The 22,529-nt window shown below is 36.7% G+C and carries 21 protein-coding genes and 2 tRNA genes; 12 read left to right on the forward strand and 11 right to left on the reverse strand.

Annotated features, from left to right (window positions below; translation table 11 throughout):
* Positions 1-151: 151 nt before the first annotated feature.
* Entirely contained in the window at positions 152-3,472 is a 3,321-nt protein-coding gene (locus tag QW060_RS00800) for a glycosyltransferase family 117 protein (RefSeq protein ID WP_290361828.1), read from the reverse strand.
* A 175-nt stretch (positions 3,473-3,647) separates the two neighbouring features.
* Between QW060_RS00800 and QW060_RS00805 the strand changes: the two genes are divergently transcribed.
* The 7 genes from QW060_RS00805 to QW060_RS00835 all read left to right on the forward strand — a co-directional run bounded on the left by QW060_RS00805 (position 3,648) and on the right by QW060_RS00835 (position 9,573).
* A tRNA-Gln gene (locus QW060_RS00805) sits at positions 3,648-3,718 on the forward strand.
* Positions 3,719-3,755: 37 nt separating this feature from the next.
* Positions 3,756-3,826, forward strand: a tRNA-Gln gene (locus tag QW060_RS00810).
* A 186-nt stretch (positions 3,827-4,012) separates the two neighbouring features.
* Positions 4,013-6,460, forward strand: a complete 2,448-nt coding sequence (locus tag QW060_RS00815) for a TonB-dependent siderophore receptor (protein ID WP_290361829.1) — start codon at positions 4,013-4,015, stop codon at positions 6,458-6,460.
* Between the two features lie 148 nt (positions 6,461-6,608).
* A complete protein-coding gene (locus tag QW060_RS00820; RefSeq protein WP_290361830.1) occupies positions 6,609-7,019 on the forward strand; it encodes a BrxA/BrxB family bacilliredoxin in 411 nt (136 codons plus the stop codon).
* Positions 7,020-7,117: 98 nt separating this feature from the next.
* Positions 7,118-7,852 carry a lysophospholipid acyltransferase family protein gene (locus QW060_RS00825; RefSeq protein ID WP_290361831.1) on the forward strand — a complete coding sequence of 245 codons (735 nt, stop codon included), beginning with the start codon at positions 7,118-7,120 and terminating at the stop codon, positions 7,850-7,852.
* A gap of 30 nt (positions 7,853-7,882) precedes the next feature.
* On the forward strand, positions 7,883-8,881 hold the full coding sequence (locus QW060_RS00830; RefSeq protein WP_290361832.1) for an acyl-ACP desaturase: 999 nt from the start codon (positions 7,883-7,885) through the stop codon (positions 8,879-8,881).
* A 44-nt stretch (positions 8,882-8,925) separates the two neighbouring features.
* Complete coding sequence (locus tag QW060_RS00835; protein WP_290361833.1) at positions 8,926-9,573, forward strand: HD domain-containing protein; 648 nt, start codon at positions 8,926-8,928, stop codon at positions 9,571-9,573.
* A 54-nt stretch (positions 9,574-9,627) separates the two neighbouring features.
* Here the strand turns inward: QW060_RS00835 and QW060_RS00840 are convergent, their stop codons facing one another.
* From QW060_RS00840 to hemA, 9 genes are all read right to left on the reverse strand, one after another.
* Positions 9,628-10,221: a hypothetical protein gene (locus QW060_RS00840; RefSeq protein WP_290361834.1), complete on the reverse strand. Its 594-nt coding sequence runs from the start codon at positions 10,219-10,221 to the stop codon at positions 9,628-9,630.
* 196 nt (positions 10,222-10,417) lie between these two features.
* Positions 10,418-10,819 (reverse strand): c-type cytochrome, encoded by a 402-nt coding sequence (locus tag QW060_RS00845; protein WP_290361835.1) that lies wholly within the window; start codon positions 10,817-10,819, stop codon positions 10,418-10,420.
* A 40-nt stretch (positions 10,820-10,859) separates the two neighbouring features.
* The gene (gene hemB, locus QW060_RS00850; RefSeq protein ID WP_290361836.1) at positions 10,860-11,852 is read right to left on the reverse strand and encodes a porphobilinogen synthase; all 993 of its coding nucleotides are present in this window, start codon (positions 11,850-11,852) and stop codon (positions 10,860-10,862) included.
* A gap of 10 nt (positions 11,853-11,862) precedes the next feature.
* Positions 11,863-12,765: an oxygen-dependent coproporphyrinogen oxidase gene (hemF, locus tag QW060_RS00855; RefSeq protein ID WP_290361837.1), complete on the reverse strand. Its 903-nt coding sequence runs from the start codon at positions 12,763-12,765 to the stop codon at positions 11,863-11,865.
* Between the two features lie 27 nt (positions 12,766-12,792).
* Positions 12,793-13,155 carry a hypothetical protein gene (locus QW060_RS00860; protein ID WP_290361838.1) on the reverse strand — a complete coding sequence of 121 codons (363 nt, stop codon included), beginning with the start codon at positions 13,153-13,155 and terminating at the stop codon, positions 12,793-12,795.
* A 4-nt stretch (positions 13,156-13,159) separates the two neighbouring features.
* Positions 13,160-14,185: a uroporphyrinogen decarboxylase gene (hemE, locus tag QW060_RS00865; RefSeq protein ID WP_290361839.1), complete on the reverse strand. Its 1,026-nt coding sequence runs from the start codon at positions 14,183-14,185 to the stop codon at positions 13,160-13,162.
* Positions 14,186-14,215: 30 nt separating this feature from the next.
* Positions 14,216-14,881, reverse strand: a complete 666-nt coding sequence (locus tag QW060_RS00870; protein ID WP_290361840.1) for a uroporphyrinogen-III synthase — start codon at positions 14,879-14,881, stop codon at positions 14,216-14,218.
* 5 nt (positions 14,882-14,886) lie between these two features.
* Entirely contained in the window at positions 14,887-15,810 is a 924-nt protein-coding gene (gene hemC, locus QW060_RS00875) for a hydroxymethylbilane synthase (protein ID WP_290361841.1), read from the reverse strand.
* A complete protein-coding gene (hemA, locus tag QW060_RS00880; protein ID WP_397385505.1) occupies positions 15,803-17,059 on the reverse strand; it encodes a glutamyl-tRNA reductase in 1,257 nt (418 codons plus the stop codon). Before hemA ends, hemC begins: the two co-directional genes overlap by 8 nt.
* Before the next feature lie 226 nt (positions 17,060-17,285).
* Between hemA and QW060_RS00885 the strand changes: the two genes are divergently transcribed.
* From QW060_RS00885 to QW060_RS00905, 5 genes are read left to right on the forward strand one after another with little or no spacing between them, the layout of a single operon-like run.
* Positions 17,286-18,158, forward strand: a complete 873-nt coding sequence (locus tag QW060_RS00885; protein WP_290361842.1) for an AraC family transcriptional regulator — start codon at positions 17,286-17,288, stop codon at positions 18,156-18,158.
* Between the two features lie 9 nt (positions 18,159-18,167).
* Positions 18,168-19,202, forward strand: coding sequence for a ferrochelatase (gene hemH, locus QW060_RS00890; RefSeq protein ID WP_290361843.1), 1,035 nt, complete (start codon positions 18,168-18,170; stop codon positions 19,200-19,202).
* A complete protein-coding gene (locus tag QW060_RS00895) occupies positions 19,195-19,734 on the forward strand; it encodes a CopD family protein (protein ID WP_290361844.1) in 540 nt (179 codons plus the stop codon). The genes hemH and QW060_RS00895 overlap by 8 nt, the downstream gene beginning before the upstream one ends.
* A complete protein-coding gene (locus QW060_RS00900) occupies positions 19,734-21,206 on the forward strand; it encodes a sensor histidine kinase (protein ID WP_290361845.1) in 1,473 nt (490 codons plus the stop codon). Before QW060_RS00895 ends, QW060_RS00900 begins: the two co-directional genes overlap by 1 nt.
* Before the next feature lie 11 nt (positions 21,207-21,217).
* On the forward strand, positions 21,218-22,000 hold the full coding sequence (locus QW060_RS00905; protein WP_290361846.1) for an enoyl-CoA hydratase/isomerase family protein: 783 nt from the start codon (positions 21,218-21,220) through the stop codon (positions 21,998-22,000).
* A 33-nt stretch (positions 22,001-22,033) separates the two neighbouring features.
* Here the strand turns inward: QW060_RS00905 and mscL are convergent, their stop codons facing one another.
* Entirely contained in the window at positions 22,034-22,468 is a 435-nt protein-coding gene (gene mscL, locus QW060_RS00910; protein ID WP_290361847.1) for a large conductance mechanosensitive channel protein MscL, read from the reverse strand.
* Positions 22,469-22,529: the final 61 nt, after the last annotated feature.

The following is a 22,529-nucleotide window of genomic DNA, read 5'->3' on the forward strand; positions in this document are numbered from 1 at the left end:
AACTTAAAATAAAAAAGACTAAAGAAGTATTAATAAAACATTAAAAAATGAAATTTATCCTTATTTTTTGTTGTTATACAGAGTTTTTTGTTGTCGGTTAGAGTTGTTTTGCAGTTTTATAAAAAAAAGAGGCTTATTAAGCCTCTTTTTTTTATAATTTGTCAATAGTGTCAAATTCTAAAGTATCCTTGTTGCCAGTAGGTTGTTTTGGTGCAGGATCATAAATATTTGCAGCCTGTAAAAAACGCTTAAAGTATTCTCTGTAAGGTTTTAATTTCGCTTTGTGCTTTTCTGCAGTCTGCACATCAGAACCTTCAGCGTAACCTATGATACGTTCATAGCTTTGATAAGCTTCTACGATCTCATAAATATACTCCTGTTGGTCTTTAGGATTCATAGATTTATAGAATATAAGATCTTCCTCATATTTCTTGGCTAAAGCATCTACAATTTCTTTTGCTTTCTGTTTCTCACCAAGACGGTAATATAATTCGGCAAATGGCTCTACAGTCATATAATTTCCAAAATAATCGATCGGGAAATTTTTCATTGCAGTATCAACGATATTTTTCGCTTTTTTGTTTTTACCTTCTTCTATCAGCTGTTCTGCCAGACGGGTAAGATTAATTCTGAAAAGGAAAGCATTTCTTCTGGTTTCAGGATCATGGTAAATTTTGCTACTTCCATTATTACCCCAGGTCCATCCACGGCGTTTTCCGTTTTCATATTCCTTTTCCATAATTGTATTATACAGCTTGTCTGTATCAATACTTCCTAAATATAAAGGGTGGTTGCGTTTGCTCTGATCTGTTTTCATCGGAACCAGTTGATAAGCAATACCCGATAATTGTAAATAATCTTTCATCCAAAGGAAATCTTCATCACTCAATGAACCACTTGTAAAATAAATCGGGCGTTCCCAGTTATTATTGGCAATAATATCCAGCATGATGATTCTCTGGCGGTAAAGTACACTGCTTTTAATGTCGAAATCAACATAGGGCACTATCTGGTCCGCATACTTAGGACTCAGAAGATTGTTTTTGATAACCGCTTCTTTGTCTACCGGAATTCTTACTTTATTAGTAGGAATACGAACAATACTGTTACCGTTACTCATTTCTACTTTTGTTCTCGGATCATCAGAAGCAATATAATCCATCATAGAATTTAACTCAATACGGTCATCCATTGTTGGAGATACCCCGGCATAGTATAAGTTATTTCCGGAATACTGACGGTGATTAAATCGGATTTTTAAAGGATCGGATTCATACGCTTTAATTTTCATCTGATCAATATACCATTCTGCCTGGAGCAATGCCGTACACACCACACGGACATCTGTTCGGTATCCTTCTACTTCCTGTAAATACCAAAGCGGAAACGTATCATTATCCCCAATAGTAAAAATAATGGCATTTTTATCTAATGAATCTAAATATGCTTTTGCTGTTGAGAGCGCAGTATACTTTTCTGAACGGTCGTGATCATCCCAGTTTTCTTTTGCCATAATAACGGGTGCAGCCAAAAGAGTCACTACAATTACTAAGGGAGCGGTTACTTTTGGTGATATATATTCTTTAAGCGTGTTATAAATAGCATATACACCGAAACCAACCCACATAGCAAAAACCATAAAAGAACCTACTACGGCATAATCTCTTTCACGCGGCTCAAACGGACGCTCATTTAAGAAGATTTTTAATGCAATACTGGTAAATAAAAACAACACCAGTAATACATAAAATGATTTCGGATCTTTTCTGAAGTGGAAGATAAAACCGATTAATCCTATGATAAACGGAATCATATAATAATGATTTCTTCCTTTATTATTCAACACATCAGAAGGCAGATTTTTCTGTGATCCCAAACGGAACTCGTCAATAAAATTGATGCCTGTAACCCAGTTTCCGTTAATACGGTCATTGGTGCCCTGTACATCATTTTGTCTTCCTGAAAAATTCCACATGAGATAACGCCAGTACATATAACCAAACTGATACTCAAACATGAATTTCATATTGTCGCTAAACGAAGGATTCTGAACATCAAAATACTCCGTAAAATCACCACTTTGTAATATACGGCCTTCGTATTCTTCCAGAGGTATTTCGCCAGATGCCATACCGGCTCTGAGTTGTCTCTCAAAATTGACCAATTCCGGATCGCTTTGATACTCCGGTTTCAGTTTAAAATCAAGAGGTTTGGTGTACCTCATATAGTTCAGAGCATTTGACCCGTCAGTACTCCACATTCGAGGTAAAAAGCCTTTTAATTCTCTCGAAATATTGTTTTCTGAGTTTTTATAATTGTTGACAATCTCGTATTTTCCTGTCTGATAATTTCTTTCATAATTGGGTTTGCCATCTGTATACGGTTTTTCCTTGTCAAGTTCTACCCGATATTTAGTTGTATAGTAAGTGTCGTAAAATAATGATCGGGACCCATACTGTTCTCTGTTGTAATATGCTAAAACTTCAGCAGCATCCGATGGTTTGTTTTCATTGATCGGTATTTGTGTATTTGCCCGTATAGGCAACATTAACCAGCTTGAGAAACCGATAAATATGAAAAGTATTGAAAGTATAATCGTATTTGCGGCTTGTTTGCCCTTCTGCTTTGTATATTTCAGAGAGAAAACAAAGAATGCAATAATCAAAACAAAAGCGATAATAGTACCGGAATTAAAAGGCAATCCGATCGAATTTACTGTAAAGATCTCCAGTTTTGCAAAGAATGCCAATGTATATGGGAGTAAAAATAAAAATACAAACAAAAGAATGGCAACAATAACAATGTTTGCAATAATGAAATTTTTAATAGTAACGGTTGGGTACTTCTTGAAATAGTATAAGAAACCGATAGAAGGTATGGTTAATAAAGCCATAAAGTGAACCCCAAATGAAAGTCCGATTACTAATGCGATAACCAAAAGCCATTTGTTTCCGCGGGGTTTATCGATATCATCAATCCAGCGGATACCAAGCCAAAGCAAAACCGAAATCAAAAGCATCGCTGTAGCATATACTTCTGCCTCAACGGCACTAAACCAAAAACTATCAGAAAAAGCAAAGGATAAAGCGCCTACAAAAGCACTTCCTAAAACAGCTATTGCATTGTTATTATTCCACGGAGAAAAGCTGCTTACCACTTTTCCTAAAAGATTCGTAGTACACCAGTACATAAATAAAATCGTAAAAGCACTTGATACTGATGCCATCATGTTTACCATCAAAGCAATGTGTTCATTACTGGCTGCAAACATGGAAAAGAAAGCTCCCAACATCTGATACAGCGGAGCACCTGGTGGGTGACCAACCTGCAATTTTGTAGAGGTAGCAATGTATTCGCCGGCATCCCAAAAGCTCAGAGTAGGTTCAATTGTTGAGATGTATGTAATTAAAGCAATTAAGAATGCAACCCATCCTAGTATGATATTCCACTTTTTAAAATTGATAGTCAACATAATACAGTGCGATTAGATTTTTTTGATTTGTGATACAAAGAAAAACGTTTTTTTTTAATCCTTTCCATTATTTAGTTTTTTTTAATTTTTTTTGTGGAATACTTGCAACATTTGATTTTTGTATTACCTTTGCAACCGCAATAAAGAATTACTCTGAGTTTTAAGAGCAATTTACTGGCCTATGGTGTAATGGTAACACAGCTGATTTTGGTTCAGTCGTTCAAGGTTCGAGTCCTTGTAGGCCAACAAAGATACTCGTTTAGTCTCAATTTAAAGAACTAATTGGTCTATGGTGTAATGGTAACACAGCTGATTTTGGTTCAGTCGTTCAAGGTTCGAGTCCTTGTAGACCAACAATAAAATAAGAGCCGGTTTTTAACCGGCTTTTTTTTATGCCTTTGATTTTTTTTCTCATTCTCTTCTGTGTTTTCAATTATTTGCGAATCTAATTTTAAAATTTTATTTAAAAAACCAATTTGTTTTTTGGGAAGTTTCATTTTGCTTATTACCTTTGTTTATAATTAATCTAAATAAAAATTAATGATGAAACATTTTTCCATTTTATTATTATTGCTCTTTACGGGGAGTGTAGCTGTTGCTCAGACAGCTTCATTAAGAGTGAAAATAACAGATGAAACAAATACTCCTTTGGCTTATGCAACAGGTATAATTCAGGAAATTAATTACCAAGTAGCAGGTGATGAATCGGGAGAACTCTATTTCAAAAATCTGCAATCAGGGAATTATACCTTGCGAATAGAGTTGATTGGATATTATGCTGTCAATAAAAAAGTAGAGATAAAACAGGGAAATCAACATATAAGCATAAAACTTATTCAGGAATCTGATGTTTTAGAAGAGATAGAAGTTTTTGGTGAACGCAACAAGCAGCCTAAAGGATTGGAGACGATTACCCGAATGCCTTTAAAACCTAAAGATCAGATACAGAGTATCTCTGTTATTTCTAATAAAGTAATCGAAGCTCAGGGAGCCTTAACGATTACAGATGCAGTACGGAATATTCCAGGTGTTACCTTATTTGGGAGTTACGGTGGTGTGAAAGAAAGTATGTCTGCACGCGGATTTCGGGGAATACCAGTATTAAAGAATGGTGTGCGTATGGATTCTCAGTTTCAGACTGCCTCAGGAGTTATTGATATGCAGGGAGTAGAATCGATACAGATGATCAAAGGCTCTGCTGCTATTACTCAAGGGGTTATTACCGATTTGGGAAATGCAGGAGGTGTAATTAATGTGGTAACAAAAACGCCGAATTTTGTTAATGCTGCCAATGTGGGGTTGCGCGTGGGAAGCTGGAATCAGATACGTCCGGTATTTGACTACCAGACGGTATTAAATGAGAGTGAAACAGTAGCATTTCGTTTAAACGGAGCGTACGAAAGCGCAGATAGTTACAGGGCGTATTTAAAATCTAACCGCGTTTATCTGAATCCTTCCCTGGCCTGGAAGCCTACAGAGAAAACAACAGTTGTTCTTGAAGGAGATTATTTTAATGATAACCGGACACCGCATACTTCTGCTGTAAATCTGGCGGCTAATCAGGGAACTAATGCATTGTATGTCTTGCCTGATGATAAATTTTTAGGATTCAAAAGTGATAATAACAACACAAAAATGAGCAGTATGATGGTTAGAATTGATCATAAACTGGACGATCAGTTCCGGATAAGAGCTGCTTATGCACAATCATCCTACAGCGTAGATAATACACAAACAACCGCAAACGCAATAAGAGGCTCACAAGAGTATCACATTCGCCAGCGAGTGATGAGCCGCAGTCTCAGAGAAGATAAAAACAGTACGTTTCAGTTTGATCTGATCGGACAGGAACTTTATACAGGTTCTGTAAAACATACGGCACAATTAGGATTCGATTATCGCACAGCCGATGCAACTACCACCAGCTTTACAACTGATGTAAACGGTTTACAACGCAATTATATTGATGAAATAAACATCTATGAAAATTTTCCAAATGCGATCAATGATGTAGTAATCACTGGAGAGGAAGGGGAACAGATGCCGGCAAAAATTACGTTTAAGGCAAATGATCCTGTAAGAGCTCAGTATGGTACGTTTGGTGTTCTAGCTCAGGATGTAGTAGAATTTAATAAATATGTGAAAGGAGTTTTTGGTCTTCGGTATTCACAAATAATTACAAAAGATGCTGTGTCTACCAACGGTACGCAACGCTCTGCATGGAATCCGATGGTAGGTGTGATGCTGAGCCCTATAGAACAAGTTAATGTTTTTGGATCTTTTACCAATTCCACCAGTTTAAGAAGCGCTGCAGATAAGCTGAACACAGGAGAAGAAGTGGGAGCAGCAGTGACCAACCAGTTTGAAACAGGAATAAAATCTTCATGGCTAAACGATCGCTTACTCTTTAATTTTACCTATTTTCATATTCTCACCAGCAACTTGTCAAACACCGAATATGAACCGGGTACTTCAAATCCGACGGGCTATGTATTTAAAGCAGGAGATCTGAAACGAACCGGAGTAGAAGTAGAGCTAAACGGACGTATCTTAGATAATCTTACGGTAATGCTTGGATATGCTTATCTGGATGCGCAATATCAAAACAGCCCTTCGTATGTAAACGGTTCTGCACCCATGAATGCCCCAAAAAACACAGCTAACGGCTGGATTCAGTATTTGTTTAATAACGGGGTGCTAAATGGTTTAAGCATCAGTACAGGTTTATATTACGTTGGTGAACGCCCGGTTAATGAATACAGTCTGGCTCCGGACGGACATGGAAATATGGGAGGTACAGAACCATTTGACATGCCTTCTTACTATACGTTAAATGCACAGCTGGGCTATAAATACAAAGGATTCGATGCACGATTTTATTTCAATAATATAACAGATCAGATAGGGTTAAATTCATATTTCAGAGGAGGTTTTATCAATCAGATAGATCCACGGAATATAGCTTTATCGGTTTCCTATAATTTTTAATTTGAGTGGGTTAGTTGATTAGAAAAATGGCTTGTTTTTATATAAGCCATTTTTTTTAATTATAAAAACACCGTTAATAGATTATTAAATACATAGCTTAAAACAAAATAGTTTTATAATTTTGTGTCATAACGTAAATCAGATAATTATGTACCCAGAAGAAATTGTAAAACCGATGCGTGAAGAGCTTGTTGCTGTCGGTTTTCAAGAATTATATACAGCTAAAGAAGTGGAAGATGCTTTAGCAAAAGAAGGAACAACCTTGGTAGTGGTAAATTCAGTGTGTGGTTGTGCAGCAAGAAATGCACGTCCGGGAGCACGAATGAGTTTGGACAACGGTAAAACACCGGATCAGATTGTAACTGTTTTCGCAGGAGTGGATAAAGATGCAGTAGATGCAGCACGTGAAAAAATGTTTCCTTTTCCCCCATCATCACCAAGTATGGCGTTGTTTAAAAACGGAGAATTGGTACATATGTTAGAAAGACATCATATTGAAGGTCACCCGGCGGAGACTATTTCAGAAAACTTAAAAGAAGCGTATAACGAACACTGTTAAGAACACTGTTAAACTTATCCCTTTTTTAAACAAACGAACCGCCGATTATATCGGTGGTTTTTGTTTTTATTGTATATTTGACCTTTAATTTCATAAAAGTGCAAAAAATTATCTCTTATCCAATTAGTATTGTTTTTTATTTCTTTTTTGCGTTAGCCTTGTTGATCTTTCATCCGATTCAATGGATTTGTTTAAATATTTTTGGTTATCAGGCACATAAAAAAAGCGTAGACATTCTTAATGGCTGTTTATTGAGATGCGGACATATATTAGGAACTACATTTTCAGTAGAAGGTGTAGCGTTGGTGCCTGAAAAAGTGCCGGTAATTTTTGTATCCAATCATCAGAGTCTTTATGATATTGTTTTAATGATATGGTATCTGCGAAAAGCACATCCTAAATTTGTAAGTAAGAAAGAATTGGGGAAAGGGATTCCGAGTGTGTCATTCAATCTTAAAAGAGGTGGTTCTGTGCTTATTGACCGGAAAGATTCAAAACAGGCATTACCTACTATCAAAGGATTGGCAGAATACATCCAGAAATACAACAGATCAGCTGTTATTTTCCCGGAAGGAACGCGTTCAAAAACGGGTGCACCTAAAAGCTTTTCTGAAAACGGAATGAAAATATTATGCAAGTATGCACCGGATGCTTATGTAGTGCCGGTTACCATAAATAATTCATGGAAAATATTCCGTTATGGAATGTTTCCTTTAGGGTTGGGGGCAAGAGTCAGTATGAAAATACATGAACCGATGAAAGTGAATGACTATGATTTTAATACCCTGTTTGAGATCACACAGGAAAAAATCACCTCGCAAATAAAATATTAATAACCGGATAAGACGGTAAAAGAAAAAAATATGTCAACAAAAAATGTTCGATTAGAAGTAATGCAGTTTCTGGAAAAAAATATAGATAGTTTCGTAGATAACTATCTGATTCCAGTGGAGAAAATTTGGCAACCATCTGATTTGTTACCCAATTCAGAATCAGATAATTTTTTTGAAGAAGTTAGAGAATTAAGAGAATACGCTAAAGAATTACCATATGATTTTTGGATTGTTTTAGTAGGTGATACAATCACTGAAGAAGCATTGCCAACTTATGAATCCTGGCTGATGGATGTTGATGGTGTAAAACAAAAAGAAGGAGAAGGTGGTAACGGATGGGCAAAATGGATACGTCACTGGACAGGAGAAGAAAACCGTCACGGAGACTTGTTAAACAGATATCTGTACTTATCCGGAAGAGTGAACATGAGAGAGGTAGAAATTACCACACACCATTTGCTCAATGACGGATTTGATCCGGGAACCGACAGCGATCCGTATAAAAACTTTGTTTTTACCAGTTTTCAGGAATTGGCAACGTATGTTTCTCATAACAGAGTAGCGCAGTTAGCTAAGAAAAACGGAGATCATAAATTATCAAAAATCTGTCGTTTGATTGCTGGAGATGAAATGCGTCATCACCATGCATATTCTGAATTTGTAGATCGGATTTTTAAAGTAGATCCTTCTGAGATGATGCTTGCTTTTAATTATATGATGAAGAAAAAAATCACCATGCCAGCCAACCTTATTCGAGAATCAGGCGGAGCCATCGGCGATGCTTTCCATCACTTCTCGGAATCTGCACAGCGTATTGGAGTTTATACTTCTATGGATTATGTGGAAATATTACAAAAATTGATCAGCCGTTGGGAAATCGATAAAATAACCAATCTGACAGATGAAGCTGAGAAAGCGAGAGATTATCTTATGAGACTTCCGGATCGTATGGCTCGTCTGGCAGAAAGAATGAAAATATCTGCAGAGTCACACGTGTTTAAATGGGTAAACCCTGCTATGGTGAAATAATATAAATAGAAAGCTGTGATAACAGCTTTTTTTAATTTACAGAGATGCAAAACATTATAGAAAAAACAATCATTTTTGTGCAAAAAGAATTGCAACATAACGAGTCGGGACATGATTGGTTCCATATCGAACGTGTGTATAATACAGCAGTAACTATTGCTAAGAAGGAAGCATGTGACCTTACTGTTGTAAAATTAGCAGTACTGCTGCATGATATTGCAGACAGTAAGTTTCATAACGGAGACGAGAGCGTGGGACCTGAAAAAGCAGCTGGCTTTTTAGAATCATTGGCTGTTGATCCTGAAATCATTGAGCATGTAAAAAAAATCATTGAAAATATCTCATTCAAGGGAGGTAATTTTGAGAAAAACTTTCATTCCAAAGAACTGGATGTTGTACAGGATGCTGATCGGTTAGATGCTATTGGTGCTATTGGTATTGCCCGTGCTTTTAACTATGGCGGTTATAAAAACCGGATAATTTATGATCCGGCACAACAGCCTAAAATGAATATGACCAAAGAGGAATATAAAAACAGCAATGGTACTACTATCAATCATTTTTATGAAAAATTACTCTTGCTAAAAGACCGAATGAATACTGAGACCGGAATACAGATGGCACAACAGCGGCATAATTATATGGAAGGGTTTCTGAATGAATTTTTTGATGAATGGAAGGGTTATCTATAAATAAAAAACGAGTATTAAACTCGTTTTTTTATCTTTTAAGAATATAGATGTGTTCTAACACTTTCTGTGGCATACCTGAACGGATACTAAACCACGTGCATATTGAATCTGAACACAATCTCCGCTTCCTTTTAAGCTTGGGCTAAGTATTTTTTCTGTTGCGGTGGCAATCCCTTCTTTAGATGAAAACGAACCACCACTGGTCCAGCCTTCAGGACATTTTCCTAATAATAGATCTGCAATGCCTATCAATGAAGGGAAGGTACTATTGATTTTATTGTCAAATATATCGATTACTTTTTTTGCCTTTGTATCAAGAAAATGCAAATCAGTGACAAAAGCCTGATTTTGCTTGAAATTTAACTTATACACTACCAAATCAGCATTTGGGTACTTTTTTCTGATTTCTTCTAATTCATCATTAAAACTGTTCAGTGTGTTTTTAATGTGACTATTCAATTCTTTAGCGGTGTAAGCCTTAAATAAAACAATTGTATCTGTTTTAAAAGGAGTAAAATCGTTTAAATTTAGTTTATATCCTACATCCTCTTTGCTTAAATTATTTTTTGTTTCGGCTTCTCTGTCTTCTTGTGAGCACCCTGCGAATGCTGCTAAAGAAATTACTAATAAAATAAATAATTTTTTCATACTGTATAATTTTGTAGTTAATATCTCAAAACTAAGTAAAAAACAATACAATATTTTAAATTAACAAAATATTAACTTTTTGAATTTGAATATTAAAATGTTTTTTGTTATTAATACCAAGTTGGGAAATTGTATTGCTACATATTACTATACAATAAAAAAACAGCTGGAATTCAACAACTGTCTTTATTTAAATTTATTTTAGGTGGCTTTTTATGTAAAGCTCTAAAGATTTAACTTCTTCATCACTAAAGGTTTTGATAATGGCGAAATTAGCTTTCATTACATCATATTGAGCGGGGTCTACAATCGGTTCTGCTTTTTGTCGTAAAAAAGCAAACATATCGCCGTTTTTCTCCTGATAAATTTTTGCTATTTCCTGAATACTTGGGCCGATTACTTTTTTATCAGGAAGGTGACAGGTATAACATGCCGCTTTATTACTGTTAAAGAGTTCCTTTCCTTGTTCAATAATCACTTTTGGATCATTCGGGTCAACTACTTCTTCAGGATATAATTCCTTGGATTTTTTTTCCTCTTTATTACATGAAACTCCCAAAAATGAAAGAGCCAACATGCTGAACATAAAAAATTTCATTGTCTTGTTTTTGTTGTTCTGTAAAGATACTAATATATACTTACTTGTTCAGTAAAATAGCGGCTTCTTTAGCGAAATAAGTAGAGATAAGATTAGCACCTGCACGTTTGATGCACATAAGCTGTTCCATCATAATTTTATCATGATCGAGCCAGCCTTTTTCAGCTGCGGCTTTTATCATGGCATACTCTCCTGAGACGTGAAAAACGGTAACAGGTACCGTAACCCGGTCTTTTATTTCCCGTACAATATCCAGATAAGCAATTCCGGGTTTTACCATAACCATATCAGCTCCTTCCTCAATATCAGATAAGGCTTCTTTTATGGCTTCGAGCCGGTTGGCATAATCCATCTGGTATGTTTTTTTATCTGTTGGTATGTCAGTAATATCCACCGGAGCGCTATCCAAAGCATCTCGGAACGGACCGTAGAAGGCAGAAGCATACTTGGCAGAATAACTCATAATACCTACATGTTGAAAACCTGCCGCATCCAAACCTTGACGAAGGTAAAGCACTCTGCCATCCATCATATCTGATGGTGCTACGAAATCTGCACCTGCGTGTGCATGAGAAACAGCCATTTTCACCAAAGCGTCAACAGTAATATCATTGGCAACTTCCCCGTTTTTAATAATACCGTCATGTCCGTAGATCGAATAGGGATCTAAAGCGACATCTGGCATTACAATCATTTCCGGACATGCTTCTTTTATAGCTCTAATGGCATTCTGCATCAATCCGTTCGGATTCCATGCCTCTTTTCCGGTGTTATCTTTTAAATTTTCAGAGACCTTTACATAAATATTAATGGCTCTTATACCCAAAGCATACAGCTCCTGTACCTCTTTAACAGTCAGATCAACTGATCTTCTGAAAATACCCGGCATAGAAGGAATTTCTGTTTCCGTGTTTTCTCCCTCTGAGATAAACATCGGAAACATAAAATCAGCCGGACTTAAAGTTGTCTCTCTGACAAGGCTTCTCATCGATTCATTTACGCGCAGTCTTCTGCCTCTGTGTAATGGAAACATATTTTTATTTTTATACCCACTCTCGCGGTTGTTGTAATACATTCAGTAATTTTTCCTCTTCTGATCCTTTTTCCGGATGATGGTCATATACCCATTGAACATGAGAAGGTAAACTCATGAGGATTGATTCAATGCGTCCGTTGGTTTTCAATCCGAAAAGGGTTCCTTTATCGTGTACAAGATTGAATTCTACATATCGGCCTCTTCGTATTTCCTGCCATGTTCTCTGTGCTTCCGTATAGGGCAGCTCTTTTCTTTTTTCTACAATAGGTACATAGGCTTCTATAAAACTGTTTCCGATTTCGGTAACAAAATCATACCATTGTTGCGAAGATCTTTCTGGCGTTTCTTCAAGATGATCAAAAAAAAGACCTCCGATACCACGGGCTTCATTTCTATGAGAATTCCAGAAATACGCATCACACTGTTTCTTGTATTTTTCGTAAAACTCAGGATCATGTTTGTCACAGGCTGTTTTGCTTACCTTATGAAAATGACGGGCATCTTCTTCAAAAAGATAGTAAGGAGTAAGATCCTGACCGCCTCCAAACCATGAGCGAACTTTATTGCCTTCTTTATCATACATTTCAAAATAACGCCAGTTGGCATGAGTGGTAGGTACCATCGGATTTTTGGGATGTAATACCATACTCAACCCACAGGCATAAAAGTTTGCATCGGTTACATTAAACATTTTTTGCATAGCCTCGGGTAAAATCCCGTGTACAGCAGAAATATTTACACCTCCTTTTTCAAAAACATTTCCGTTTTCAATAACGCGTGTTCTACCGCCACCGCCGCCGGGACGTTCCCACAGGTCTTCTCTGAAAACGGATTTTCCGTCAACTTTTTCCAGCGCTGATGTGATTTGATCTTGGAGATTCTGTATGTATTGATAAAACTTTTCTTTCATAATTCGGCAGTTAGGTTAATTGTACAGTTATAATTTATTTATCTTATTAAATATTTCAAATGAAAAAGCTTTGCTCTCACTTTGTATGAATTCATACATTTTTCTTGCTTTTGACTTCAAAGTTTCATATCCTGCTTGCTCAGATAACTTAACCAGAATATCGGCAAATTGCTCCATTTTATTCCAGGGAAACTGTTCATTGATGAGGTGTTCATGCAGGTGTTCCGAATCTTTTGTAAGCAAGTCGGATACTGTAAGCCCTATTTTTTTTAATTCATCTTCCAGTATCATTTCATTCCAGTTGTCCGGAACAAAAACAATAGTTGTCATTCGTTCCAGAATGGCATTGATGCGTTGTTCTTCTTCGCTTTTTAATCCTTTGTTCAGCATCGGTCTATGATTTATATTCTTTTACAGCGTCAATAAAAGCTTTAGCATGGTCTACCGGAATATGAGGCAGAATGCCATGACCTAAATTTACAATGTATCTGTCTTTTCCAAATTCATCGATCATTTCATGAACCATTTTTTTGATGGTAGGGATTGGAGATAACAATCTGCTCGGATCGAAATTCCCTTGCAGCGTAATTCTGCCTCCGGAAAGATACCGCGCATTTTTTGCAGAACAAGTCCAGTCAACTCCCAATGCAGAGGCTTTCGACTTTGCCATTTCGTGTAAGGCAAACCAGCAGCCTTTGCCAAAAACAATAACTTCTGTGATTTCAGATAATGCATCTACTATCTGACGTATATACTGCCATGAAAATTCCTGATAATCTACAGGAGACAGCATTCCTCCCCATGAATCAAAAATTTGTACTGCATTGACTCCGGCTTTTACTTTTTCTTTCAGGTATAATATTGTTGTGTCCGTAATTTTCTGTAACAAACGGTGAGCAGCTTCCGGCTGTGAAAAACAAAATCCTTTAGCGGTATCAAAACTCTTAGATCCTTTTCCTTCTACGGCATAGCAAAAAATAGTCCAGGGAGAACCTGCAAAACCGATAAGAGGCACTTCGTTGTTCAACATTTCTTTGGTTACCTTAATGGCTTCCATCACATATCCTAATGATTCTTCTATGTTGGGAATGATTACCTGATCGACATCAGCAGCTGAGCGAATAGGTTTTGGTAACCACGGACCAACATTTTCTTTCATCTCTACTTCTATGTTCATGGCCTGTGGTACGACAAGTATGTCTGAGAACAGAATAGCAGCATCTGGCTGTATAATCCGGATAGGTTGAACCGTAATTTCAGCAGCTATTTCTGGCATTCTGCAACGCGTAAAAAAATCGTATTTGTCACGCAATGCGCGGAATTCCGGTAAATATCTTCCTGCCTGACGCATCATCCAAACGGGTGGACGTTCTACCTGCTCACCTTTTAGAGCTCTGAGGAATAAATCATTTTTTAACATAGTGGAGATTCTTTTTTGTAGACCTTACGTCTATTGATAATGTTTTATACATTGCAACAATACATCTTTAATGGTTGGCTTGTCTGCAATTTCAATATTTTGGGTGTCGTTTTTTAATGCTGTCGCTGTTGTGGTACCGATACAAAAACAGGTTTGTGAATGTAACGTATTGTTTTGAAGAAAACTGTTTACGGCTGACGGACTGAAAAAAAGAATACCATCTGCTTCACTGATTACTTTTATCGGATGCAATTGCGTTTCATATACCACATATTCATTCATTAAGATACCTTGAGACTGTAAGCGTTCAGGAAGCGTGTCATAGCGTAAATTTCCGCTAAAGAAGGTAATGGAAACATCAGGATATTTTTCCAGAATCAGTTCGGCCAGATCTTTAGCATAATCAGCTGATGCGATAACTTCAAATCCGTAACGTTCCAGTAATTTACGGGTTTCACTGCCTACACAGAATACCGGAAATGAAATGAGTTGCGCCAAAGATTTCTCCACCACGCTCATCACGGCATTTTTGCTTGTAAATAACAAGTGTGTGTTTAGGGAAATCTCGGAAGGAAGCTCTTTTTGGGTAATTTCGATGAAGTCTTTATCGGTCAAAAGGATATCAGAGTCAGTAAAAAGCTTTTTTTGTTCTTCAGAAAGTCTTTTTGTGGATACTATATGAATTGACCGTTTCATTTCAATTAATTTTTAAGGGTTTGTTTTATCATTTCCATCAAGGCAGTTCCTCCATTTTCCAATACTTCTTTGGCGGAGTAATAGCCTAATTTTTTCCATTCCTGAATTGGTACATTTTTTTCCAATTCTATTTTTTCTTTGCCATCAACTGACAGTAATACTCCTTTGAAATGAATTGAGTCATCTGCTTCGTTGTATTGAGCGAGAGCGGCAATAGGAGCCGTACAGCCACCTTCAAGTGTTCTTAAAAACTGTCGTTCAATATGCGTACAGATTTCTGTTTCAATATGATTGAGCTGATTTACTGCTTCAAAGCAATAATTATCGTCCTGATTAACAACCACCATCATAGCTCCTTGTGCAGGAGCAGGTACCATCCAATCAAGAATCAGATGATTTTTAGGTTTTATATGAATGCGTTCCAAACCGGCGGCAGCAAATATTGCTCCGTTCCAACCCTGAGTTTCCAATTTCTGTAAACGTGTATTTACGTTTCCTCTAAGATCTTCAACAGTATGTTTTGGATATTTGTTGAGCCACTGGGCTTTTCTTCTGAGACTGCTCGTTGCAATAACACCTTCTGTTTCTAAAAAGCGTGTATCTTTATTATAAACCAGTAAATCTGCACAACTGGCGCGTTCTAAAACAGCTCCCTGTATAATACCGTTTGGCAGCGCTGTAGGTACATCTTTCATAGAGTGTACTGCAATATCAATTCTTCCTTGTAGCATTGCTATATCAAGGGTTTTGGTAAAAATACCGGTAATGCCCAATTCATATAAAGGTTTGTCAAGAACAATATCTCCTTCTGATTTTATAGCAATGATTTCAGTTGTGTAGCCTAATGCATTTAGTTTTTCTGCTACATGTGTTGCCTGCCATAAAGCAAGTGCGCTGTCTCTTGTTCCTATTCGGATGGATTTAGTCATTTTTTAGGGGCTCTAATTGAAAAATCTTGTGAATCCATTCAATGCTTTCATCCAAAACCGTTTCTTCATTTTTCAAATGATTTGCAAAATGAGTAGTGATTTTATGTATGATACGATTGCTGATCATATCGGCATGTGTTTCATCAAAATCCCGAAGTTTCTTCTTCTGGTAATTCAATTCGTTTGATTTTATTTCTTCCAGCTTTGTTTTAAGGGCATGAATGGTAGGTGCAAACTTACGTGCTTGTGTCCACATTACAAATTCATTTTTTACTTCTTCCAGTATAGCTTCAGCTTGTGGTACAAATTGTTTTCTTCTTTCCAGAGTTTCATCCGTCATTTGTGATAATTGATCTAAATGTACTACAGAAATATTAGGTAAGGCAGCAACCTCATTCGAAACATTTTTCGGAATAGAAAGATCTAAGATTAACAGCGGTTTTTCAGAAGAAACAAGTTCTTTGGTAATAGTGGGCTGTTCTGCTCCTGTGGCAACAATGAGAATATCTGTATGAGAAATCTCTGTTTTCAGGCTTTCATAATCTTTCACAACCAGTTGAAATTTTCCTGCTACTTCCTTTGCTTTCTCTTTTGTGCGGTTGATAAGGGTTATATGAGTGTTTTTAGTATGTTTTATTAAGTTTTCGCAAGTGTTTCTTCCTATTTTTCCGGTTCCGAACAATAAAATGTTTTTTTCCGAAACGTTGGCTACTGTATTGATGATATACTGTACAGATGCAAAAGAAACTGAAGTGGCACCGGAGCTTATTTCCGTTTCATTCTTGATGCGTTTGCTTGCCTGTATAACCGCATTGATCATGCGTTCAAAATAATTCGAGGTGAGTCCTTTTTGACGGGATTTGATAAAAGCGTTTTTTACCTGACTGATGATTTCAAAGTCTCCGAGAATCTGGCTGTCCATACCGGTTCCTACTTTAAAAAAGTGAGAAATAGCGTCTATGTTTTTATGCACATAGGCAACATTTTGAAAATCTTCCACTGTTCCGTTGCTGAAATTACACAAAAGACTGATCAGCTGAAAAGGGTGCTCTGCAAACCCATACAATTCTGTGCGGTTACACGTAGATATTACCAGAAGAGAATCTATCCCGTCTGCTTTTGCCTGATCCAGTAACGCATCTTTTGCCTGATCGGTAAGACTGAATTTTCCGCGCATTTCTGCATCGGCTTTTTTGTAATTCAATCCGATTACATAAAAAGTCTGATGCTTTGTTTGGCTGTTTTTCATTATCGCTTTAATCCTAAGAAATATTCGAAGACAAATTTATGATTTAGCTTTTTACAAAAGTAACGCTTAAAGTACTAAATGTAACGGTCAACGAATTTATGGTTTTTTTAGCGTTGTTTTTTCTCAAATATCCTTATTTTTGTGGAGTTATCGAGAGTTATTTTGTTTTGTAGTTTAGATTGATTCTAAATAAAAGAACTCTGATTAAAAAATAAAAAACAACGCTATGAGTTCAGATGATAAAATAACGATAGAAGATGATTTTGTTTGTTTGCGGTATAAAAACGATACTGACAAAATGCTGGTAATTGAAAAAGAACAGCCAGACGGAATCATACAGTTTCATTTTGGTCTAAAGGGATTCGGGAATTTTTTATTCAATCAGGGAACCTATAGTTTCGGATTAAATGAAAATAAATACATCACTTTGTATAATCCTCAAAAGTCTCTGCCGATTCATTTAGAAATTGCTCCTCACTCATGGGTGGTTTCAATTCTTGTGCCCATCAAAAAATTCCATTCCTTATTTTCGTCTGAAGCAGAATTCATCCCTTTTTTGAATAAGGAAAATCAGGATAAAAAATACTATTCAGAAGAGGAGATCACGCCATCTATGTCGATTGTGTTGAATCAGATTATGAATTTTCATATGCATGCTTCGGTAAAGAAATTGTATTATAAAGGCAAACTCTATGAACTTTTGAGTCTGCTGTTCAATAAAAGTGAAGACGGAGAAACAGAAAGTTGTCCGTTTATTACAGATGAAGAAAACGTAGCTAAAATTAAGCAGGCAAAGGATATTCTAATTGAACACATGACCGAACCGCCAACATTACAGGAACTCGCAGACGCCATTAATCTGAGTCTTAAAAAGCTTAAAGTAGGCTTTAAACAGGTATATGGTGAAACGGTGTATGGCTTCTTGTTTGACTATAAAATGGAATATGCCCGTAGATTGTTAGACAGCGGTGCTTATAATGTCAATGAAGTAGGTATTAGAATAGGGTACAGCACAGCCAGTCATTTTATAGCCGCTTTTAAAAAGAAATTCGGAACTACTCCAAAAAAATATTTAATGTCGATTAATGCGACGGTATAAAAAGAAAAAATGAAAGGCGTTTTATTAGTAAACTTAGGATCTCCTGAAGCTCCGACCCCCGAAGCGGTAAAACCGTATTTAGATGAATTTTTAATGGACGAAAGAGTAATTGATTTGCCGTATGTATTGCGTGCCCTTCTCGTAAAAGGAATCATTCTCAATGTCCGTCCTAAAAAATCGGCTGAAGCCTATCATAAAATATGGTGGGAAGAAGGTTCACCGCTAATTGTAATTTCTAAGCGAACTCAAAAAAAGATTCAGGAACGTACTGATATACCCGTTGCTTTAGGCATGCGGTATGGCAAGCCTTCTTTGGAAAGCGGACTCAAAGAGCTCTCTGAAAAAGGAGTAACAGAAGTATTGTTACTACCCTTGTATCCGCAATATGCTATGGCTACAACAGAGACCATAGAAGTACTTGCCGATAAACTGGTAAAAGAAAAATTTCCGGAACTTAAAATCACCCGATTTCCGGCTTTCTATAATAAAGAAGGATATATCGAATCCTTGTCTCGTGTGATAGCAAAGTCACTGGACGGATTTGATTATGACCATTTGTTGTTTTCGTATCACGGAGTTCCTGAACGGCATATCAAAAAAACCGATAAAACCAGGTCTCATAAAAAAATTGTAGAGAATGAGTATTGTTGTAAACCCGGAACTCCTGAAGCCGAATTTTGTTACCGAACGCATTGCTTTGAAACCACACGCAGAGTAGCGGAATACTTAAAGTTAGATAAAAATAAATACTCATTATCATTTCAGTCAAGATTGGGAATCGATAAATGGTTACAGCCCTTTACCGCAGATAAAGTAATTGAGCTTGGAAAAAGCGGAACTAAAAAAATAGCGGTTGTTACTCCGGCTTTTATTGCCGATTGTATTGAAACACTCGAAGAAATAGAGATGATGGCTGGAGCTTCTTTTAAAGAAAACGGAGGTGAGGTATTTAAAATGATTCCATGCCTTAATGATGATGATCATTGGATGGATGTGTTGAGTGGGTGGATTAACGAGTGGTCGCTAAAAGAAGTTTATGTATAATTATCTCAAGGCACTTCATATTATTTTTGTTGTTTGCTGGTTTGCCGGACTCTTTTATATCGTTCGGCTCTTTGTGTATTATGCAGAGGCACAGCTTAAATCAGAAATAGAAAAACAGATTCTCTCGGATCAATACCGGCTTATGATTCATAGGCTTTGGTATATCATTACCTTTCCTGCTGCAGTACTCGCAACTCTTTTCGGTATCTGGATGCTGATAGAGATTCCGGGCTGGCTTCAACAGCCCTGGATGCATATTAAATTGCTTTTTGTACTCTTATTGTGGTTGTATCACCTAAAGTGTCATCAGTTTGTGAAACAGATAGCGGCGGATACTTTATCTAAAACGTCATCATTTTTCAGGATGTGGAATGAAGGGGCTACTATTATCCTTTTTTCTGTAGTCTTTTTAGTGGTTTTAAAGAGCGCTTTTAATTGGATTTTCGGAGTTGTAGGAATTATTGTATTTTCGTTGTTGCTAATGCTCGGATATAAATTCTATAAACGCATCAGAGAACGCAAAGAAAATTAATGGCAAGAAAGTTTAATTTACAGAATACGTCTTTAAGGGTAAGAATCTTCATTTCTATGATATTTCTTACTTTGATATCTTCTGTGTTAATATCTCTTGTGGCTGTCTATCAGTTTGATAAAGAAGCGAAAACCTATCATGAAGATCGGTTGGAAAGAAAGGAAATGGCTATTAATGAGCATATCAACTTTATTCTTAAAACCACTTCTTATCCTTTAGTGTCGGAAAATCTGCCTCTAATATTCAAAGACAAAATCCATGAACTTTCAACCATTCACAGTATAAAAATTGATTTGCATGATCTGGACGGAAATCTCGTAATTTCTTCCAAAGGAGATTTTGCTTCTGATAAGGCAAGTGACCAGAAAATATCGCCAGCCATTCTTAAAATTATTGCGTCATCACCATCCAAGCGATTTGTAGATCTAAAAATTAATAAAGACACCCGTTACCGTTCGGCCTATAATTACATTATTGATAATCGTTTTAAGCCTTTGGGAATAGTGCATATTCCTTATAAAGAAGAAGCTGATTTTTACAATAATGAAATGAAAAACTTCCTTATCCGCTTTGGTCAGGTATATGCTTTTATGTTTTTATTAGCCATCGTACTTGCTTATTTTTTATCGAGTTATATTACCAAAACGCTTCATCTTATCAGTGAACGCATTCTCACAACACAATTCAATAAAAAGAATGAAAAACTCAGAGCTGAAAATGCTTCCAGAGAAATAGAAACGCTCATCTCTGCCTATAATAAAATGGTAGATAAGCTTGAAGAAAGTGCTGAAAAGCTCGCACAAAGCGAACGCGAACAGGCATGGCGTGAAATGGCGAAGCAGGTTGCGCATGAAATAAAAAATCCTCTGACACCCATGCGGCTTACTGTACAAAGTTTTCAACGGCGTTTTGACCCTCAGGATCCCGAAATTCTGCGTAAGCTTAATGATTATTCCAATACCCTGATTCAACAGATTGATACAATGAGTTCAGTAGCATCTGCATTTTCTAATTTTGCATCCATGCCCGCCCAGGAAAATGAAATGCTCAATATTGTCAAAGTTGTACAGCTTGCGTTAGACTTGTTTAATGAAGATTATATTACATTCCAGTCATCAAAAACAGAAATTATCACTAAATTTGATAGGAGTCAAATCATCCGTGTTATTAATAACCTTGTGAAAAATGCGATTCAGGCCATTCCGCCTTATGAGCCTTTTCCACGGATTTATGTAAAAATATATGAAAAAGATGCTTTTGTGTATATTGAGGTAAAAGACAACGGAACCGGAATTCCAAAAGAAATAAGAAACAGGGTATTTGAGCCTAAGTTTACTACAAAAACCAGTGGTATGGGGCTGGGCCTTGCTATGATTAAAAATATTATTGAATCGTATAAAGGAACAATCTATTTTGAAACCACGCTTGACAAAGGCACTACCTTTTACGTTAAATTACCTATTACTAATTAAAAAGAAATAAAATGACTTTTGAAAACATTTTAGTAGAAAAAGAAGCAGCAATAGCTGTGATAACCATCAACAGACCTACCAAGCTCAATGCTTTGAATAAAGCTACCATTCAGGAGCTGCACGAAGCCTTTAAAGAGATGGATGCATCAGAAGAGATACGTGCTATAATTGTAACCGGAAGCGGAGAGAAAGCTTTTGTAGCCGGAGCAGATATTGCAGAATTTGCTGATTTTTCTACAGAGCAAGGCAGTGAGCTGGCTGCAAAGGGACAAGAATTGTTATTTGATTTTGTTCAGAATCTATCTACTCCGGTGATCGCGGCTGTAAATGGGTTTGCTTTAGGAGGAGGATTGGAACTGGCAATGGCAGCGCATTTCAGAACGGCATCCTCTAATGCTAAAATGGGATTGCCTGAAGTTACGCTTGGAGTAATTCCGGGGTATGGAGGTACACAACGTTTGCCGCAACTGATCGGAAAGGGTCGTGCTATGGAACTCATTATGACCGCACAAATGATCGATGCCGCTACAGCTCATAACTATGGTTTGGTAAATCATGTGGTAGAACAGGCAGATTTACTGTCTTTTACTAAAGATATTGCACAAAAAATCGCTAAAAATTCACCTTCAGCTATCCGTCATGCTATACAGGCGGTGAATGATAATTACAAAGAAGGAACGAATGGTTTTGAAACAGAAATCAAAAATTTCGGAACGTGTTTCGGAACAGCTGATTTTAAAGAAGGAACTACTGCTTTTCTGGAAAAACGAAAAGCGACTTTTACAGGAAAATAAAAACAATAAAAAATGCGGCAATTGCCGCATTTTTTATGATTGTTGGTTTTTTAACAAATCGCGGATCTGAGCCAAAAGCTCTTCCTGAGTTGGTCCTTTTGGTGCTGCAGGTGCCGGAGCTTCCTGACGCTTCAGTTTGTTGATGAACTTTACCAGTAAGAATACCACAAATGCCAGTAAAAGAAAATTGATGGCTACGGTAATAAAGTTACCATAGGCCAGAATTACAGCACCTTCTACGGCTCTTGCATCTTTTAATGCGAGTCCCTGTGCTACATCTCCTTTGAGTACAAAATACATGTTGCTGAAATCCGGAGAACCGATGATAGCAGATACAAATGGCATGACTAAATCATTGACTACACTGTCAATAATTTTTCCAAAAGCCCCTCCGATGATAACACCGACTGCCAAATCCATTACGTTACCTTTAACGGCAAATTCCTTAAATTCTTTTAAAAATCCCATAGTCAATAATTTTTATTTTCTCAAATTTAAAAAAAAATCACGCAACTCTTAAATAATGTTA

The organism is Paenimyroides ceti, from assembly GCF_030409925.1.

Excerpts from the sequence above, each read along its gene's own strand:
- QW060_RS00800 (WP_290361828.1), bottom strand. The coding sequence starts at position 3,472 with ATGTTGACTATCAATTTTAAAAAGTGGAATATCATACTAGGATGGGTT.
- QW060_RS00815 (WP_290361829.1), top strand. The coding sequence starts at position 4,013 with ATGATGAAACATTTTTCCATTTTATTATTATTGCTCTTTACGGGGAGT.
- QW060_RS00820 (WP_290361830.1), top strand. The coding sequence starts at position 6,609 with ATGTACCCAGAAGAAATTGTAAAACCGATGCGTGAAGAGCTTGTTGCT.
- QW060_RS00830 (WP_290361832.1), top strand. The coding sequence starts at position 7,883 with ATGTCAACAAAAAATGTTCGATTAGAAGTAATGCAGTTTCTGGAAAAA.
- QW060_RS00835 (WP_290361833.1), top strand. The coding sequence starts at position 8,926 with ATGCAAAACATTATAGAAAAAACAATCATTTTTGTGCAAAAAGAATTG.
- QW060_RS00840 (WP_290361834.1), bottom strand. The coding sequence starts at position 10,221 with ATGAAAAAATTATTTATTTTATTAGTAATTTCTTTAGCAGCATTCGCA.
- QW060_RS00845 (WP_290361835.1), bottom strand. The coding sequence starts at position 10,819 with ATGAAATTTTTTATGTTCAGCATGTTGGCTCTTTCATTTTTGGGAGTT.
- hemB (WP_290361836.1), bottom strand. The coding sequence starts at position 11,852 with ATGTTTCCATTACACAGAGGCAGAAGACTGCGCGTAAATGAATCGATG.
- hemF (WP_290361837.1), bottom strand. The coding sequence starts at position 12,765 with ATGAAAGAAAAGTTTTATCAATACATACAGAATCTCCAAGATCAAATC.
- QW060_RS00860 (WP_290361838.1), bottom strand. The coding sequence starts at position 13,155 with ATGCTGAACAAAGGATTAAAAAGCGAAGAAGAACAACGCATCAATGCC.
- hemE (WP_290361839.1), bottom strand. The coding sequence starts at position 14,185 with ATGTTAAAAAATGATTTATTCCTCAGAGCTCTAAAAGGTGAGCAGGTA.
- QW060_RS00870 (WP_290361840.1), bottom strand. The coding sequence starts at position 14,881 with ATGAAACGGTCAATTCATATAGTATCCACAAAAAGACTTTCTGAAGAA.
- hemC (WP_290361841.1), bottom strand. The coding sequence starts at position 15,810 with ATGACTAAATCCATCCGAATAGGAACAAGAGACAGCGCACTTGCTTTA.
- hemA (WP_397385505.1), bottom strand. The coding sequence starts at position 17,059 with ATGAAAAACAGCCAAACAAAGCATCAGACTTTTTATGTAATCGGATTG.
- QW060_RS00885 (WP_290361842.1), top strand. The coding sequence starts at position 17,286 with ATGAGTTCAGATGATAAAATAACGATAGAAGATGATTTTGTTTGTTTG.
- hemH (WP_290361843.1), top strand. The coding sequence starts at position 18,168 with ATGAAAGGCGTTTTATTAGTAAACTTAGGATCTCCTGAAGCTCCGACC.
- QW060_RS00895 (WP_290361844.1), top strand. The coding sequence starts at position 19,195 with ATGTATAATTATCTCAAGGCACTTCATATTATTTTTGTTGTTTGCTGG.
- QW060_RS00900 (WP_290361845.1), top strand. The coding sequence starts at position 19,734 with ATGGCAAGAAAGTTTAATTTACAGAATACGTCTTTAAGGGTAAGAATC.
- QW060_RS00905 (WP_290361846.1), top strand. The coding sequence starts at position 21,218 with ATGACTTTTGAAAACATTTTAGTAGAAAAAGAAGCAGCAATAGCTGTG.
- mscL (WP_290361847.1), bottom strand. The coding sequence starts at position 22,468 with ATGGGATTTTTAAAAGAATTTAAGGAATTTGCCGTTAAAGGTAACGTA.